At 38.0% G+C, this 16,435-nt stretch carries 15 protein-coding genes; 7 read left to right on the forward strand and 8 right to left on the reverse strand.

The genetic code is table 11. The annotated features are described in order from the left end of the window. Positions 1-422, forward strand: a 422-nt coding sequence (locus Q0L68_RS01170; protein WP_296698234.1) for a nitroreductase, incomplete at its 5' end; no start/stop codon positions are given. Between the two features lie 191 nt (positions 423-613). Then, positions 614-1,498, forward strand: a complete 885-nt coding sequence (locus Q0L68_RS01175) for a fasciclin domain-containing protein (RefSeq protein WP_296698238.1) — start codon at positions 614-616, stop codon at positions 1,496-1,498. Between the two features lie 205 nt (positions 1,499-1,703). On the opposite strand, the gene Q0L68_RS01180 is transcribed toward Q0L68_RS01175, so the two are convergent. Then, a complete protein-coding gene (locus Q0L68_RS01180) occupies positions 1,704-2,234 on the reverse strand; it encodes a DinB family protein (protein ID WP_296698240.1) in 531 nt (176 codons plus the stop codon). A 77-nt stretch (positions 2,235-2,311) separates the two neighbouring features. On the opposite strand from Q0L68_RS01180, the gene Q0L68_RS01185 reads away from it, so the two are divergent. Continuing rightward, positions 2,312-2,887 carry a gliding motility lipoprotein GldD gene (locus Q0L68_RS01185; RefSeq protein ID WP_296698243.1) on the forward strand — a complete coding sequence of 192 codons (576 nt, stop codon included), beginning with the start codon at positions 2,312-2,314 and terminating at the stop codon, positions 2,885-2,887. On the opposite strand, the gene Q0L68_RS01190 is transcribed toward Q0L68_RS01185, so the two are convergent. Next, complete coding sequence (locus Q0L68_RS01190; protein WP_296698246.1) at positions 2,884-4,659, reverse strand: sodium:solute symporter family protein; 1,776 nt, start codon at positions 4,657-4,659, stop codon at positions 2,884-2,886. The genes Q0L68_RS01185 and Q0L68_RS01190 overlap by 4 nt on opposite strands. A 345-nt stretch (positions 4,660-5,004) precedes the next feature. Between Q0L68_RS01190 and Q0L68_RS01195 the strand changes: the two genes are divergently transcribed. From Q0L68_RS01195 to recG, 3 genes are all read left to right on the forward strand, one after another. Beyond that, positions 5,005-6,525, forward strand: a complete 1,521-nt coding sequence (locus Q0L68_RS01195) for a choice-of-anchor I family protein (protein ID WP_296698248.1) — start codon at positions 5,005-5,007, stop codon at positions 6,523-6,525. Positions 6,526-6,613: 88 nt separating this feature from the next. Next, a complete protein-coding gene (locus Q0L68_RS01200) occupies positions 6,614-7,684 on the forward strand; it encodes an aminoglycoside phosphotransferase family protein (RefSeq protein WP_296698251.1) in 1,071 nt (356 codons plus the stop codon). 77 nt (positions 7,685-7,761) lie between these two features. Continuing rightward, positions 7,762-9,855, forward strand: coding sequence for an ATP-dependent DNA helicase RecG (recG, locus tag Q0L68_RS01205; RefSeq protein ID WP_296698252.1), 2,094 nt, complete (start codon positions 7,762-7,764; stop codon positions 9,853-9,855). A 167-nt stretch (positions 9,856-10,022) separates the two neighbouring features. On the opposite strand, the gene Q0L68_RS01210 is transcribed toward recG, so the two are convergent. The 5 genes from Q0L68_RS01210 to pdhA form a co-directional block, all read right to left on the reverse strand. Continuing rightward, complete coding sequence (locus Q0L68_RS01210; RefSeq protein ID WP_296698255.1) at positions 10,023-10,349, reverse strand: DUF6787 family protein; 327 nt, start codon at positions 10,347-10,349, stop codon at positions 10,023-10,025. 60 nt (positions 10,350-10,409) lie between these two features. Beyond that, positions 10,410-11,729 carry an aspartate kinase gene (locus Q0L68_RS01215; RefSeq protein ID WP_296698257.1) on the reverse strand — a complete coding sequence of 440 codons (1,320 nt, stop codon included), beginning with the start codon at positions 11,727-11,729 and terminating at the stop codon, positions 10,410-10,412. A gap of 32 nt (positions 11,730-11,761) precedes the next feature. Then, on the reverse strand, positions 11,762-12,238 hold the full coding sequence (gene ribH, locus Q0L68_RS01220; RefSeq protein WP_296698260.1) for a 6,7-dimethyl-8-ribityllumazine synthase: 477 nt from the start codon (positions 12,236-12,238) through the stop codon (positions 11,762-11,764). An 86-nt stretch (positions 12,239-12,324) separates the two neighbouring features. Next, the gene (locus Q0L68_RS01225; RefSeq protein ID WP_296698263.1) at positions 12,325-13,038 is read right to left on the reverse strand and encodes a tetratricopeptide repeat protein; all 714 of its coding nucleotides are present in this window, start codon (positions 13,036-13,038) and stop codon (positions 12,325-12,327) included. 114 nt (positions 13,039-13,152) lie between these two features. After that, positions 13,153-14,172 carry a pyruvate dehydrogenase (acetyl-transferring) E1 component subunit alpha gene (gene pdhA, locus Q0L68_RS01230; RefSeq protein ID WP_296698266.1) on the reverse strand — a complete coding sequence of 340 codons (1,020 nt, stop codon included), beginning with the start codon at positions 14,170-14,172 and terminating at the stop codon, positions 13,153-13,155. Between the two features lie 91 nt (positions 14,173-14,263). On the opposite strand from pdhA, the gene Q0L68_RS01235 reads away from it, so the two are divergent. Further along, positions 14,264-15,361: a DNA replication/repair protein RecF gene (locus tag Q0L68_RS01235; protein ID WP_296698268.1), complete on the forward strand. Its 1,098-nt coding sequence runs from the start codon at positions 14,264-14,266 to the stop codon at positions 15,359-15,361. A 28-nt stretch (positions 15,362-15,389) separates the two neighbouring features. Here Q0L68_RS01235 and Q0L68_RS01240 read toward each other — a convergent pair whose 3' ends face one another. Next, the gene (locus tag Q0L68_RS01240) at positions 15,390-16,295 is read right to left on the reverse strand and encodes a sugar phosphate nucleotidyltransferase (RefSeq protein WP_296698270.1); all 906 of its coding nucleotides are present in this window, start codon (positions 16,293-16,295) and stop codon (positions 15,390-15,392) included. Positions 16,296-16,435 lie beyond the last annotated feature (140 nt).

Raw genomic sequence — 16,435 nt, forward strand, 5'->3', positions numbered from 1 at the left:
ACAAGGGAGAAGGCTTAAAAACTTTTGGGAAATATCAAGCGGATATGTATAAGATGAGAGCCGAAAAGAATGGAACCCCATTTATTGAAGCTACTTATGACAAATTCCTGAACAACCCTCAGAAAGCATCGCATGTGATTGCAATCTTGATGAAGCGATCAGAAGGAATTCCATTGATGGAAGAAATTTCTTCCGTAGCAATGGCTGTTCAAAATATGTATCTGACTGTTTCAGCACATGGATTGGCTGGATACTGGGGAACAGGTGGACCTACTTTTTGGCAGGAAGCTAGAGAAGATTTTGGATTAGAAGGAGAAGATATGTTGATGGGTTTCTTTTACGTTGCTAAACCTGCAACAGAAAATTGGCCAATGGGCAAGAGGGATTCTCTGGAAGAAAAAGTAGCTTGGATTACAGAATAAAAATAAAGGCCGATCAAATGATCGGCCTTTATTGTTTCAGAAATATGAATTCAGGTTCCCATTAATAAAAACTGCAATCACTAAGTATTGATTTTCAATTATTTAAACCAAAATTTTTTGAAATAAAAATTATTTTCTTGAACTTCATTTGTTTTTATAAAGTACAACTTTCACTCTTAAATTTTTCAATTATGTGCTGTTCTGAAAATTACTTCGAGAGATTCATAACTATTTTAAAAATTCTACTGATTGCAACCTTATTTTCTTCATGCGTTGAAGATGAAAAAGACAATATAATAGAAGAAAAATCAATATTTGAATTAATTTCCAATGACTCACAATTTTCTACTTTAGTCACTTTCCTTGAAAAAATTGAAATGACAGAAATGTTGGATGAAAATGGGGATTTCACTTTATTGGCCCCAACAAATCAAGCATTTGAGTCCTTTTTCATTTCCAACAAGATCACTTTTGAAGAGTTCCTAAAGACTCCCGAATTATCTGATACCATTTTGTATCATTTGTTGCCTACTAAAGTAGAAGCATACGATTTTTTTGAAAAAGATATTATCACTCAGACAGGTGAATCCATTTTCGTGCGTTTCTATAATTACGAATCTACCTATATCAATGGGAATGCAAAATTAATTGGAAGAAATACCCTTGCAAATAATGGCTATATCCACACGATAGACTATGTATTAATCCCCCCTTCCTTAACTTTAAAACAATTATTAGAGCGGCATTCTTCTGCTGAAACGCCTGAATTTACTTATTTACTCGAAGCCTTGGAAAGAACTGACCTTTTTAAAGAGATAGAGAAAAGTGGTTTTTATTCACTTCATGCGCCAACAGATAAAGCATTTGAGAAAATGTTCAAAGAATTAAATATTAACAATTTGGATGAATTCGAAAGTTATTTGGGATACCCACTTAAAGAATTGTTACTGGTCCAAATTTCTTTTTATAGAAGAAATTTTTTTATAAATTTTGATAAAAATATCTACAAAAACATGCTCACCAAAAATGGAGTTGTTAATGGAGGGAATGAATTTTACATTCCTTATGATTTTTAGAAAATTAACTCAAATGTCCGATCAAATCGTTGGTCTTAATTAGGTAAAGTAGTTTGGCTCTGTTCTAATTTTTATTATTCAAGTTTAAATCTTGACATGCTCACCAAAAAATTGTGTTGTTCACGGAATTAATGAATTCAACTATTCATGGTAGATATCATAATTCATAGAAAAGGCCGATCAAATGATCGGCCTTTTTAATGGATTAGAAACCAACATAAGCTGGAGGTTCAGCTCCTTGAACTCTTATGTAAGCAACAGCAGATCCGTTGTGATGGGAAGTATGATCCATTAATAAAGCGGCAACCTGTCTTCTTGATACAGTGTTTCCAAAAACCTCTATTTTTTCACCTGCATCAGCTGAAGATAAAGCAGCGATAGTTTTCTTTCCATAATCAAAGCATTTACCAACATATTCAGCTAATTGGGCTCTACTGGCTGATTCAAGGTTGATTTCAAATCCTGGATCTGTTCCTTTAAGAAATCCCTGTGAAATACCTACAATTGCATTTCCAACGTGGTGGATTTGCTCTTTAAAAGACATCGCTGCTGGATCTGTTTTGTAATCCATACCTGAATCCGGCATTTTAGCTAAGATATCAAGTGTATACTTTTTAGTGTTATCCCACTTGGCCATATACTCATCCATGTTGGTTTGAGCCTGAACCACCGAGAAATTCGTCATCAATAATAAGGCGAAAAATGCCATATAAAGTACTCTTAATTTATTTTTCATAGATTTTTGGATTTGGTTCTTTTGTTAAATTTCATCTATTCTCCTATCATTTCAAACCTATTGCCTAATTTTAAACTATGCGAAAATTAATTTGGTGTATACCTGTAGTATTAGGTTTTATGGCTTGTGGAGAAAACTATCTGCCAAAACCCCCTGGATATAACCGGATCGATCTTCCTTCACATCAGTTCAATCAATTGACAGAGGGGTATCCGTATCAATTGGAATATTCAAAATTTAGTCAAGTGGAAGCGGATTCTTTTAATGTACAAGAAGAGGACTGGATCAACCTCCATTATGTTGACTTTGGCGCAAAGGTGCATTTGACCTATAAGGAAATTGGGAATGGGGTTAGCTTCCAAAAGCTTTCAAGCGATGCATTTCAACTGACCGCAAAACATCAGATCAAGGCATATGGAATTCAGGAATCTGTCGCATTGACGCCAGAGGGCTACACTGGTGTTATAGCGGAATTGACAGGTGAGGTACCAACTCAATTCCAGTTTTTTGTGACTGATTCTACAAAAAATTTTCTTAGAGGAGCTTTATACTTTAATACGGCAATGAAAAATGACTCACTTGCTCCCGTGATAGAATACATCAAGGTGGACATGGCCCACCTGATGAATTCCGTCAAATTTCAAGATAATTAATTCATGTTCTTCCAGGTTCGAATGATAACGATTCCTCCGGCAATTGCGATCACACCTGCAACAATTCCATTCAATATTTCCCCATAAATAAAGAATCCGGTAGAGAACAAAGCTGCATAAATCATCACCGCCCCGATGACCATCATCAAAATTTCTTTTGGCAATTGACCCATCACTTGTTTTTCAGCAGGGTATCTATCTAAAACTTTTTTCCAACCATATGCAGCTGGAGTGACTTTTCTGTAGAATGAAAGTAAAACTTCATCCCTTTCTGGCTGAGTAATGAAGGTCACTACCAACCAACCGATGGTGGTAATGCTGACACTATAAACTAGTTTCAAATAAGCCTGATTTTCTGGAATCAAGATCCAATTTACTTTTGGGTTAATTACCTCAAAGAAAATAGCAACTACAAAGGAAATAGCCATTGCAGAGATCTCGGTATAAGCATTAATTCTCCACCAAAACCATCTCAAGATAAAGATCAAGCCCGTTCCTGCTCCAATTTGCAGCAAGATATTAAAGGCATCTAAAGCAGAAGATAATGCCAAAGCCAAGACAGCTGAAAGTGCCATTAAAGTTACAGTAGAGATTCTACCTACTGCTACCAATTCTTTATCTGTAGCCTCAGGCTTCAAGAATCTCAAATAAAAGTCATTTACAATATAGGAGGAACCCCAGTTTAGATGAGTCGAGAGAGTTGACATAACTGCTGCTATCAATGACGCTAAAACTATCCCTATCAAACCAGTTGGTAAGTAGGTAAGCATGGCAGAATATGCCAAATCATCCCCTAATTTATCAACAGGGATATTGGGGAAAGCAGCTTGCAAATCAGAGATATTAGGGAAAATGACTAAAGAAGACAAAGCAATCAAAATCCAAGGCCAAGGTCTCATGGCATAATGGGCAATATTGAAAAACAAAGTAGCCCCCATTGCATTTTTCTCATCCTTGGCAGAAAGCATTCTCTGGGCGATATAACCACCACCTCCTGGCTCAGCACCTGGATACCAAGTTGCCCACCATTGGATGGCGATAGGCATGATAAACAAAGGGATGTAAACATTTGGGTCCGTGAAATCTGGAAGGAAATCAAGCTTATCAGCCACATTTTCGTGAGCCAATAAGTTATTGAGAGAGCCTATTTCCGGTAAATCCAAAATGAAATAAGCTGCCCCAAAGGAACCGATCATCGCAATAAAGAACTGGAAGAAGTCTGTCAATAAAACCCCTTTCAATCCACCTAGAGAACTATACACTACTGTTACAATCGATGCAATCAAAAGAGTTTGAATTGGACTTAGTCCAAGCATGACCCCACCTATTTTAATTGCAGCGAGAGAAACCGTGGCCATAATCACCACATTAAAAAACACGCCTAAATACAATGCTCTAAAAGCTCTTAAGAAAGCTGCACCTTTACCAGAGTATCTTAATTCATAGAATTCAAGGTCAGTCGTTACTTCAGATCTTCTCCAGAGCTTTGCATAAACAAAAACTGTCAGCATCCCAGTGAGCAAGAAGGCCCACCAGGCCCAGTTTCCTGCTACCCCGTTTTTCCTAACAATATCCGTCACCAAATTTGGCGTATCCGCAGAAAAGGTCGTGGCCACCATAGAAACTCCTAAAAGCCACCAAGGCATATTCCTACCTGAAAGGAAGAATTCTTTTGCAGAGCTTCCTGCTTTTTTTGCTGTAAAAAGACCAATCAAAAGAGAAATAACAAAGAAGGCGGCAATGATGCCCCAATCTAAGGAGGTTACATTCATAACAATGGGTTTTTAGACGTAGTTTTTCTCATTTTTTTTATAAATGAAAAGAACTTAATTAATATTTTTCACTAATGTATTTAATTTTTTTAATCTGAATATAATATTGGCATGATTTAGCGGTAAAAAGAAAAAATTCAGTAGATCAAATGGGAAAATAAAAGATTATCAGTTTGAATTATGTACATATTTAATTTTTTAAGATTAATTCAAAACTAATTTTCCATGACCTAATCGCAGGTTTATTCACATTTTAATAAAAAAATCATAACCCAATTTAACCAGTTCAACTCGATTCAAGGAGGTAATTTGACTTAATAAATTTCACATAAACCTTGAAAAGAAATGAAAAAGATTTACCTCGTATTTTTAATGGGAGTTTTGGCTTTCAGTTGTCAGGAAAGGATCTCATCACCTGGACCAGTAAATTTTACTTTTGATGAAATCAGCAGTATCAAGATCGGTGGGGAAGCTGCTGCTGAAATCACTGCTTTTGACCCCATGACAAAAACTTTATTTGTAGTGAACAACAGTGATGGGCTTTCTCAAGTAGATGTCGTAGATTTTTCTGAGCCTAGTACCCCTCTAATTTTAACCCCTATAGATATCGCTATTTTTGGAGGTGGAGTAAATTCTGTGGCTGTTAAAAACGGAAAATTAGCGATAGCAATTCAGGCAAATACTAAAACTGACCCAGGAGCAATTGTGGTTTTTGAAACTAGTAATTTAGGCTCTCCAATAGAAAATATCACCGTTGGAGCACTTCCCGACATGGTTACCTTCAGTCCAGATGGCCGCTATATCGTGTCTGCAAATGAAGGTGAACCAAATGATGATTATGACATTGATCCAGAAGGAACCATTTCTATTATTGATACTCAGATGGATTATCAAGTGACTACTTTGAATTTCGCTTCCTTTGAAAATCAAAGAAACAAGTTGGAGGCTAATGGATTTAGAATCTTTGGCCCAAATGCTAGCTTTTCACAAGATATTGAACCCGAATATGTGACAATCGATGCCTCTTCAGATTTTGCGTGGGTAACCTTGCAGGAAAATAACGGAATAGCTAAAGTAGATTTGAATAATAAAGTCATCACTGACATTTTCCCGATGGGATTAAAGAACCATATGATATCCGGAAACGAAATTGATGTCAGTGATCGGGATGGTGTAGCAGGAAATTTTCAAAACTGGCCACTTTTAGCTTATTACATGCCAGATGCGATTGAATCATTCCAGGTGGGAAATAACAATTTCTTAATCACAGCTAACGAAGGAGACACAAGAGATTATGACGGATACGGAGAAGAAGGGCGTGTGAAAGACATAGCCCTTGACCCAACGGCATTTCCGGACGGAGCTTTGCTTCAGGAAGATGAAAATCTAGGTAGATATACAATCACTACTTCAAAAGGTGATATAGACAATGATGGTGACTTTGATATTCTTTATGGAATTGGAGGAAGATCATTTTCTATTTGGAATGGAAGCAATGGTAAATTGGTAAGAGACTACAATAAATTGGAAAGTGATTTGATCTCAGCAAACCCAAGTCTATATGATGATGGAAGAAGTGATAACAAAGGAGTAGAGCCCGAAGGAGTGGAAGTTGGTGAGGTAAGAGGAAAAACAATTGTATTTATTGGTTTAGAAAGATCTGATGCTATTATGGTTTATGAGTTGAATGGTGCAGCTGGTCTTAAATTTCTTCAGGTTTTAGATGGAAAGTCTGGAATAGGAAATGAGGGTCATGATGCACCAGAAGGCCTTTTATTTATTTCAGCCGAAGAAAGCCCAAATGGAAAACCGCTATTTATTGTAAGTTCTGAAGGAGATGGAAGAATAACTGTCTATCAAAACTAAAAAAAGGAAAATTTAAAGAAGCTGGCCAAATGGTCGGCTTTTTTTGTTTCCACCTTTTTAATTTTTGAAGATGAATTAGCTTTGCAGGATGAAAGAAGAGCAGATCTCATCTATAATAGGTCAGTATGATTTTTTAAAGGAAAAAAAATTTGAATTTCAGACTTTTGGATCGGGGCTGATTCATGGAACTTACCTAATCCAGACTTCTGATTCGAAATACATTTTACAGGAATTCAACAATTCTGTTTTTAAATATCCAGAGAGAATTGCCCATAATCAACAGGTACTGGGAGAGAAAGGTGATGTTTCTGAGTTACCCTTTGCTTTGCCTTTGCCAATACTAAATACACTAAATGATTCATTGACCAAGTTTGATGGCAAGCTTTTTAGATTATTTGATTTTGTAAAGGGAGAAACTCTTCAGCAAATCCAAAATTCAGAACAAGCCTATCTAGCAGCAAAAGCATATGGAGGTTTTGCGAGTTGGAGTAAAGAGATTGATGCATCATTAATGCAGGAATCCATCCCGAATTTCCATCGATTGGATTGGAGATTTGAGAATTTGGAAAAAGCTGCCCAAACTTCTAAAAATCTAAAACACGAGGAGTTAGAGATCTTGAATTTTTACCTTTCCCAAAAGCCTTTGGTGGAGAAATATTTAGATTTCTTATCTAAATGCCCGCAAAGAATCACGCACAACGACACCAAAATCAATAACCTGATATTTACTGAGGATTTAGAAAAAGTAGCCGCTGTAATTGATTTGGATACATTGATGGGAGGATTATTGCTATACGATTTTGGGGATTTGGTGAGAACGGTAGCTTGTACTGAGTTGGAAACAAGCCGAAATTGGGAAAACCTTGAACTGAAGCCTGAAATTTTTCAAAAATTACTAGAAGGGTATTGGGAAGGAATTTCAGAAATAGCCACGGAAGATGAAGCAAAATCCTTATTGATTGCAGGGGAAGTTATGACTTGCATCATGGGACTCCGCTTTTTCACAGATCATCTTCAGGGAAATATTTATTACAAAGTTCAATACCCTGAGCAAAACTTCCATAGAGCAAAAAACCAGATGATCTTTTTAAGAAGTCAGCAAAGATTGGCACCTCAGCTAAAAGAATTGTGGTATAAAATTACTGGATTGACGGATTGATCAAGACATTTCCTGTCATTTCAGTTGGCAATTGATTTGTCTGGCTTTAATTTGCTTGCCATCTAACCTAGTTTCCTTTGTCTGGCATTTTTGATACGAAAATAGAATTCCTGAAAGGAGTTGGCCCTCAACGAGCGGCACTCCTTAATAAGGAATTAAATATTTTCACCTATGGAGAACTGATCCAGCATTATCCCTTTAGATACGAAGACCGAACCCGATTTTTTAAAATTCGAGAACTGAGCCCTGAGCTTGAAAATGTTCAGATTGTTGCCAAAATCCGAAAAGTCGAACTCATTGGAGTTGGAAATAAACGAAGGCTGGTAGCCCATGTTGCGGATGAGACGGGGGAAATGGAAATGACCTGGTTTAAGGGGATTCAGTGGGTTCAGAAAAAACTTCCAGCTGGTGCAGTTTATATTTTCTTCGGAAAACCTGCCCGCTACGGAAGCAAATGGAGTATCGCTCATCCGGAAATGGAGCCCCTAAGTGCAGCCAATGAACAAAGGAATAATTTCCAGCCGGTTTATTCTACCACAGAAAAATTACGCGGCAGATTTCTAGATTCAAGGGGTGTCTCCAAGATTATGGAAGTGCTGGTTCAGGTATGTTTTCCACATATTTACGAAACCATGCCAGCTGAAATCCTTCATCAATATCAGCTTATTGACAAAAAAGAGGCAATCAAACAGATTCACTTTCCATCAAATCCTGACTTGCTTCATAGAGCCCGTAAACGACTTAAGTTTGAGGAATTTTTTTTCCTTCAGCTGAGGCTTTTAATGTTAAAATTAACTCGTACTGAAAAATTCAAAGGACAGGCTTTAGGAAATACAGAATTGCTCACGGAGTTTTATAATGATCACATTCCCTTCGAACTTACAAATGCCCAAAAACGAGTGATTCGGGAAGCTTTTGCCGATATGAAATCAGGGAAGCAGATGAATCGCCTGATCCAAGGGGATGTGGGGAGCGGAAAAACCATGGTTGCTTTTATTTGCATGCTGATTGCGATCAGTTCTGGAGCACAAGCTTGCCTGATGGCACCAACTGAGATTTTGGCCAATCAGCATTACGAAGGGCTAAAGGAATATGCAGACATGATGGATTTGGAAATTGAAATTCTCACAGGATCGGTCAAAAAATCCAAACGGAAAGTCATCCATGAAAAGCTACTTTCCGGGGAACTGAAAATTCTGATTGGAACACATGCCCTTTTGGAAGATGTGGTTCAGTTCCAAAACCTAGGTTTGGCAATTGTAGACGAGCAGCACCGATTTGGTGTAGCGCAGCGGGCAAAGTTGTGGGCTAAAAATGAAGAATTCATCCCGCATGTTTTGGTGATGACAGCTACTCCAATTCCCAGAACTTTGGCCATGACGCTTTATGGTGATCTGGATGTCTCGGTAATCGATGAATTACCAGCGGGCAGAAAGCCTATTCAAACAGTCCATAGATATGATAAAGACCGCTTGAAAGTCTTTGGTTTTATTAATGAAGAAATCAAAAAAGGAAGACAGGTATACATTGTTTATCCTTTGATCGAAGAGTCAGAAACATTGGATTTAAAAAATGTCATGGATGGATTTGAAAGCATTTCCAGAGCATTTCCCAATTACCCGATCAGTATAGTGAATGGCTCCATGAAAGCAGATGCCAAAGACTATGAAATGCAACGCTTTGTAAAAGGAGAGACCAAAATCATGGTAGCCACTACAGTTATTGAAGTAGGTGTGAACGTCCCAAATGCTTCCGTAATGGTCATCGAAAATGCAGAACGATTTGGTTTATCACAATTGCACCAGCTTCGAGGAAGAGTTGGAAGGGGAGCAGAACAAAGCTACTGCATTCTGATGAGCAAATACGAGCTATCCAAAGAAGGGAGAGTAAGATTGGAAACCATGGTCCGAACAAATGATGGCTTTGAAATCGCCGATGTGGATTTGAAGCTACGCGGACCAGGTGATTTGATGGGAACCCAACAAAGTGGTGTCACGGATTTGCTGATAGCAGATTTAAGTAAAGACGCTCCGATTTTGACTTTGGCAAGAGATGCCGCACAGCAACTATTGGCTCAGGACCCTACACTAAGTTTATCTGAAAATGCACCTGTTCTTCGACAAGTGAAGCAGCAGAAGAAAACTGCTGTGAATTGGAGCAGAATCAGTTAATTGACGAAGTACGATTTTGGATTTACGTAGCTTTACTGCACCTCAACCCTTATTATCAAGAATTTGCCGAATTGAAAAGTTAAGTGCGTGAATAGGTGTTTTAAATAGTAAATCTAAATTCAAAAAAATTGATTGGCGATTCACTCAACAAACTTCTTTCAGTTCCTTTATTTTTTCTTGGAAAACATTCCTCCAATTCTTCTGAAAATCTGCTTCTCTTTTTCCCAGAAGAAATTAAACTGTCCGAACAAAAAACCATAAACCAAAAGGAAAATCTGATAAAGTGGCAGAACTAATAAAAGATAGAGCAAGGTATTCCAAAACCCTCCTTTTTCCACACCAAAAAAGTCCAGTATCGGTGCTTTGATGAAAAGGATGGTAAAGCCTGTACAGGCAAAAACCAACAAAACCATAATCACTTGAAAAATACTCTTCAATTGCCATTTGGTTTGGAGTCTATGAAGGAAATCAGGTCTGTCTTTTGGTTTTGACATTCACAAAAGTAGTTACAATGATTCTAAATAAAAGAGCCGGTAATGTACCGGCTCTTAATTTTACCAGGAAAAAACTCCTGTATTTAATTTTTGCAATGCTTCATTCTTATAAGTGGCATCCACGAGTAGGGAAACATTATGTCTGCTGCCTCCATAAGAAACCATTCGCACAGGAATATCTTCCAAAGAATCCATCACAGCTTTAATCACTCCTTTAGTTTCCGAAATCTGATTTCCAACGATACAAACAATTGCTTGATTATTATCTACTTCTACAGAACCTAGCGTTTCTAATTCAGCTACAATTTGATCCAAATGGCTCAAATCATCTATTGTCACGGAGACAGCCACCTCCGAAGTGGTGATCATGTCAATCGGAGTTTTGTATTTTTCGAAAATTTCGAAAACTCTGCGTAAGAAACCATAGGCCAAGAGCATCCGGCTAGACTTGATTTTAATCGCCGTAATTCCATCTTTTGCAGCAATCGCTTTCACTCCAATCGCATCCACTTCAGCTTTGATCAATGTTCCGTGAGCTTCAGGCTGCATGGTATTCAGCAATTTCACAGGCACATTATACAATTGGGCTGGCCAGATAGAGGCTGGATGAAGGATTTTTGCTCCGAAATAAGCCAATTCAGCCGCTTCATCAAATGACATAACTGCAATTGGTCTGGTTTTTTCAACGATTCTTGGATCATTGTTATGCATTCCATCGATATCTGTCCAGATTTCGCAGGCAGAAGCCTGGATGGCTGCTGCAACCAAAGATGCGGTGTAATCGCTTCCTCCACGCTTTAGGTTATCGACTTCATTTCGGTGATTTTTACAGATATATCCCTGCGTCACAAAAATCCTTTCTCCTGGATATTCTGCTAAAATTGCTTTGAGTTTTTCAGAAATTTTTCCCAATTCCGGTTCTGAGTTTTCATCAATACTCATAAAATCTAGAGCCGGTAGAAATACTGCCGGAATATTCAATTCTTCCAAAAGCGTATAAAATAGCTTGGTAGAAAGTAATTCTCCCTGAGCCAAGATATCTCTGTTGATCGCTTCATTGAAAGAAATCTTCAATAGGATATTCAAAAACTCAAAATGCTCTTTGATAATCTCTTCGGCTTTGACCCGCGCTTCTTCTGTCTTCAGCAATTCTTTGTAGAAAACTAAATAATGTGCATGTAGCGTATCAATTCTTTCCTTGGCAAGGATTTTATCAGCGGCTGCCAACGCTTCCCCGATACCTACCAGGGCATTAGTGGTGCCTGAGAGAGCAGAAAGAACAACAATCGTAGGTTCATCACCTCTGGTGATCAAGTCTTTCACCTGATGCATTCGCTCGGGTCGACCTACGGAGGTCCCTCCGAATTTCATGATTTTCATGTAGGGTAAATTGTATAGGTTTGTTAGCGTATTTAGAATCCCAGCATTTTTACTGCTGTAATTGCAGCTTCATCGCCTTTATTGCCATGTTTTCCACCTGCACGGTCCAAAGCCTGCTGCTGCGTATTGGGAGTCAAAACTCCAAAAATCACCGGTTTGTTATATTTCAGGCTGACATTGGTAATGCCATGTGCCACTGCGTCGCAGATAAAATCGAAATGCTTTGTTTCGCCCTGGATCACGCATCCCAGACAGATCACTGCATCGATGCTTTCCTCTTGTGCGAGCCACTGAGCCGCAAGCGAGAGTTCAAAAGATCCAGGAACATTCTTTCGGATGATATTTTCTTTTTTTGCTCCATGCTGTAGCAAGGTTTGCAAAGCACCTGAATATAGTGCTTCTGTCACTTCTTCATTCCATTCCGAAACTATGATTCCAAAAGTTTTGGAACTGATATCTGTTAAATTTTTAGACGAATGATCACTTAGGCTTTTTAAGGAAGTTGCCATAATCTCAAATTTTTAAAAGGTATAGACAAAAAAAGAGTAAGACTTTTGGCCTTACTCTTCTCTTTAGTATGCTTTTTAGAGCAGCATTATTGAGCGGCAAGACCTTCTAGGCGCGCCTTGTGTTTTCGTGCTGCAGAAAACTCATAAGATTCAAAGTATTTTTCTTCGATCTCTCCATAAGCCTCTATTGCATTCTGAATCTGACCAGCTTCTTCATATGCAATCGCCAATTTTGCCAAATACTTAGGAGTAAAGAATTTATTAGGCTCATAAGAAGTCGCCTTACTGAAGTAAGAAATTGCTTGATCATTATTACCTAATTCCAAATAAGCATCACCTATCAAAGAATATGCTTGCCCTTGGATCAAATAATCATCGGAAGAAAATTGCTCTAATTCTGTAATTGCTTCTTCAAACTTTCTCTCGGAAAGATAAATGGATCCAATGTAGAAATGTGCCAAATTTGCAGCATCCGTTCTTGGATACTCTTCCACAATGGATAAGAATCCTGAATTAATACCGTCTCCATTAAGCGCAAATTCTGCTGAATCTTGCTCATAATAATAAACTGCCTGAAACATTTCTGCTTGGGCAGCCTTGTTTTGGTTTTGGGTATTGATTTGGAAAAACAGGATACCTCCTATCAATATGATTGCAGCCCCTAATACCCCTGCTAATATTTTACTGTTCTTCTTTAAAAAAGCTTCACCTCTGGATAATCTGTCTGCTATTTCTTCAGGATTCTCCAGAATATCAGTCTGATGGTGAGGATTTACTTTTTTAGATTGTTTCGTTGCCATGATACTCAAATTTCGACCGCAAATATACGCTTTTTATGAATTACACAAAGCCAAATAAAAAAGCCATGAAGCATTTATAACTTCATGGCTCTATGATCAATGCTTTTTTTCTATTTATTCCATCACAAATGGATAGTCTTCTTGAACATAAACATCCTTGAAAGCGTCCATTCCATCAGGCCAAGGCGATTCTTCAGCAAATTTCACTGCATCAGCCACTTTTTTCTTTACCCTATCCACGATTTCAGAAATTTCTTCTTCAGTCAAGATTTTATTCTCTTTGATGGTAGACAAAACTTGTTCTACTGGATCTCGCTGTTTATACTCTTCAACTTCCTCCTTGGTCCTGTATTTCTGTGGATCAGACATAGAGTGACCTTTATATCGGTAAGTCCTCATCTCAAGTAAGGTAGGACCATCACCTCTTCTCGCTCTTTCTGCTGCTTCAGAAACCGCTTCGTGAACTGCTTCCACATTCATTCCGTCTACTGCGAATGATGGCATGTCGTAAGATTCTCCAAGAGTTGATAGATCATCAACGTTTGAAGATCTTTTCACTGCAGTACCCATTGCATAACCGTTGTTTTCGATCACGAAAATTACTGGTGTTTTGTAGAGCATCGCCAAATTTAATGCCTCGTGAAAGGCTCCTTGACGTACTGCACCGTCTCCCATGTAGGTGATACAAAGGTTTTTAGTTCCCTGATATTTTTCTGCGAAGCCAATACCTAAGCCCATTGGTACTTGAGCACCTACGATTCCATGACCTCCCATGAAATTTCTTTCTTTGTCAAAAATGTGCATGGAGCCACCTTTTCCTTTAGTAGTTCCAGTAGCTTTTCCGAAAAGTTCTGCCATTACTGCTCCAGGATCTGTTCCCAGTCCAAGTGGATGGGCATGACATCTATAAGCGGTGATCCACTTATCATCTTTAGTCAAAGCTGAAATCGCTCCGGATGCACAAGCTTCCTGTCCAATATATAAATGACAGAATCCTCTGATTTTTTGTTGACCGTAAAGTTGTCCCGCTTTTTCCTCAAACCTTCTCATTAAGAGCATGCTCTCATACCAATAAGAATAGGTTTCTTTCGAATATTTTACTTTGGACTTGGTCGCTGCAGTTTTCTTTGCCATATCGTAATGATCAAAATATGCTATTTTAGGCCTCAAATATAATCATCCCGACCTAAAAATCAGGCTGCCGCCGAAATAATTCCCCAAACTCATGTACCTCAAGTCTCTGGAGCTCTTACAATTTAAAAATCATGAGAAGAACAAGCTGGATTTTTCTCCACAAATTAATTGTATTGTAGGACTCAATGGAAGTGGAAAGACTAATATCCTGGACGGTATCCATTACCTCTCTTTGACAAAAAGTGCCGTACAATCCAGCGACAGTTTAAACGTCCAGCATGAAAAAGACTTTTTTGCGATCAAAGGTCAATTTGAACTTGCCCAAAAGCCTTTGGAAATCCGATGCACCGTGGAACTTGGTAAAAAAAAGCTGATCTATCAAAATGGAAAAGCGCTGGATAAAACTTCTGAACATGTAGGACTACTTCCAGTTGTTTTGATTGCTCCGGATGATACCGATCTGATCAAAGGAGGTAGCGAAGGAAGGCGAAAGTTTTTTGATGGGCTTTTGTCCCAGTTGGATAAAAATTACCTACATCAACTCATCCGATATCATCATTTTTTAAAACAAAGAAATGCGCTTTTAAAGAAATTTGCAGAAACAGGAAGAAGAGACTTTACATTATTGGACAGCTATGATGAGGAATTAATTGCCTTAAGTGCCAGTCTCTCGTTAAGGAGAAATGAGTTACTCCAAGAAGTTGCCCCACTATTACAAAGTCATTATGCAGATATTTCCCAAGGACAGGAGCAAGTAAGTATTGTTTATAACACAGAAACTTTAAGAGAAGATTTTCATGATTATTTCAAAAGCCTTCGAAAGAAAGACCTGATCACAAAAAACAGCAATGCAGGAATTCATAAAGATGATTTCAGCTTTATGATTGGAGATCATCCTATTCGAAAAATCGGGAGTCAGGGACAGCAAAAGTCTTTTATCATCTCATTGAAATTAGCTCAGTTTAAAATTTTCGAAAAAAAGAAAGGCGAAAAACCAATTTTATTATTGGATGATATTTTTGATAAATTAGATGATCTCAGAATCGCCAAAATGATGGAATTAATCTCTCAACATACCTTTGGGCAGATATTTTTGACGGATGCGAGACCGGAGCGGTCGAAAAAGATACTAGGAGAACTAGATTCCGATGTGTCGTTTTTTCACCTTGAAAAAGGGAAAGTGATTTAATAAAAAAAGAGGCCGAAGCCTCTTTATCCTATTTCCACAAATTCACCGGGTATTCTCCGGCATCATGTAATTGTTTTAGCGCTTGGATCACCACAGGCTTATCTTCTGTGTAAGTGACTCCAAACCAAACTTTCCCTCCTTTTAAAATTTCAAAGGCAGATTTCCCAGACTGAATCAGGTTATTGGCTACGGTTGGGATATAAAATTCAGATTTAAGATTTTCAAGGTTAGCTGGAAGAAATTCATTCCACATCTTTTCAATCTCAACGAAAACGTCTTGATGAAAACCCCAGAAGTTCATACTGACTGGTGTATCCTCTGCAATTTCCAGAACTTCATTTTCCCCTCTGCTTAGAATCTTGTTTCCTTCCCGGGCGATAGAAGTTCTTTCAATCATCCCGATCAAATGTCCTTTCGTATTGGTAGCACAGACACCACGACTGACTGTTCCGTTTTCAGAAAGCACATTTTGGATGGCATAACCTACCATGGCATTCAAATCAGGCTTCACCTCTGTAGTCAGAAATTTCCCTACTTCCATAAATGCCTCTCTTCCATAAAAATCATCGGCATTGATCACAGCAAAAGGTTCTTTGATAGCATCTTTCGCACAAAGTACTGCATGGGCCGTACCAAATGGTTTTTTACGATCTGCTTGCTTTAATTCAGCAGGAACAAAGCTATCCAAAGATTGAACTACAAAGTCAACTTCAATTTTACCCTCCATTTTTGGCAGGAACATTTCTTTGGCTTCCTCAAGTATTTCCTTTCTAACGATAAATACCACTTTGCCGAAACCTGCTTGAATCGCATCGTAAATAGAATATTCTAAAATCGTTTCTCCGCTGGGTCCAAAACCGTCTATTTGTTTATTCCCACCATATCTACTCCCCATTCCGGCAGCTAATACTAAAAGTGTTGGTTTCTTATTCATAGTTTAATCATAATCTGATCGCAAAAATAATTTTTTATTGATAGGGGACAAACCAAAAAAAGAATCTAATTCCATTATTGGAGTTTCTAATCAAACCCAATTTTTAAACTATAATATATTTATTTTCACCTTAAAGGTAT

Source organism: Algoriphagus sp. (assembly GCF_024642405.1).
Classification (GTDB): domain Bacteria; phylum Bacteroidota; class Bacteroidia; order Cytophagales; family Cyclobacteriaceae; genus Algoriphagus.

Excerpts from the sequence above, each read along its gene's own strand:
- Q0L68_RS01175 (WP_296698238.1), top strand. The coding sequence starts at position 614 with ATGTGCTGTTCTGAAAATTACTTCGAGAGATTCATAACTATTTTAAAA.
- Q0L68_RS01180 (WP_296698240.1), bottom strand. The coding sequence starts at position 2,234 with ATGAAAAATAAATTAAGAGTACTTTATATGGCATTTTTCGCCTTATTA.
- Q0L68_RS01185 (WP_296698243.1), top strand. The coding sequence starts at position 2,312 with ATGCGAAAATTAATTTGGTGTATACCTGTAGTATTAGGTTTTATGGCT.
- Q0L68_RS01190 (WP_296698246.1), bottom strand. The coding sequence starts at position 4,659 with ATGAATGTAACCTCCTTAGATTGGGGCATCATTGCCGCCTTCTTTGTT.
- Q0L68_RS01195 (WP_296698248.1), top strand. The coding sequence starts at position 5,005 with ATGAAAAAGATTTACCTCGTATTTTTAATGGGAGTTTTGGCTTTCAGT.
- Q0L68_RS01200 (WP_296698251.1), top strand. The coding sequence starts at position 6,614 with ATGAAAGAAGAGCAGATCTCATCTATAATAGGTCAGTATGATTTTTTA.
- Q0L68_RS01210 (WP_296698255.1), bottom strand. The coding sequence starts at position 10,349 with ATGTCAAAACCAAAAGACAGACCTGATTTCCTTCATAGACTCCAAACC.
- Q0L68_RS01215 (WP_296698257.1), bottom strand. The coding sequence starts at position 11,729 with ATGAAAATCATGAAATTCGGAGGGACCTCCGTAGGTCGACCCGAGCGA.
- ribH (WP_296698260.1), bottom strand. The coding sequence starts at position 12,238 with ATGGCAACTTCCTTAAAAAGCCTAAGTGATCATTCGTCTAAAAATTTA.
- Q0L68_RS01225 (WP_296698263.1), bottom strand. The coding sequence starts at position 13,038 with ATGGCAACGAAACAATCTAAAAAAGTAAATCCTCACCATCAGACTGAT.
- pdhA (WP_296698266.1), bottom strand. The coding sequence starts at position 14,172 with ATGGCAAAGAAAACTGCAGCGACCAAGTCCAAAGTAAAATATTCGAAA.
- Q0L68_RS01235 (WP_296698268.1), top strand. The coding sequence starts at position 14,264 with ATGTACCTCAAGTCTCTGGAGCTCTTACAATTTAAAAATCATGAGAAG.
- Q0L68_RS01240 (WP_296698270.1), bottom strand. The coding sequence starts at position 16,295 with ATGAATAAGAAACCAACACTTTTAGTATTAGCTGCCGGAATGGGGAGT.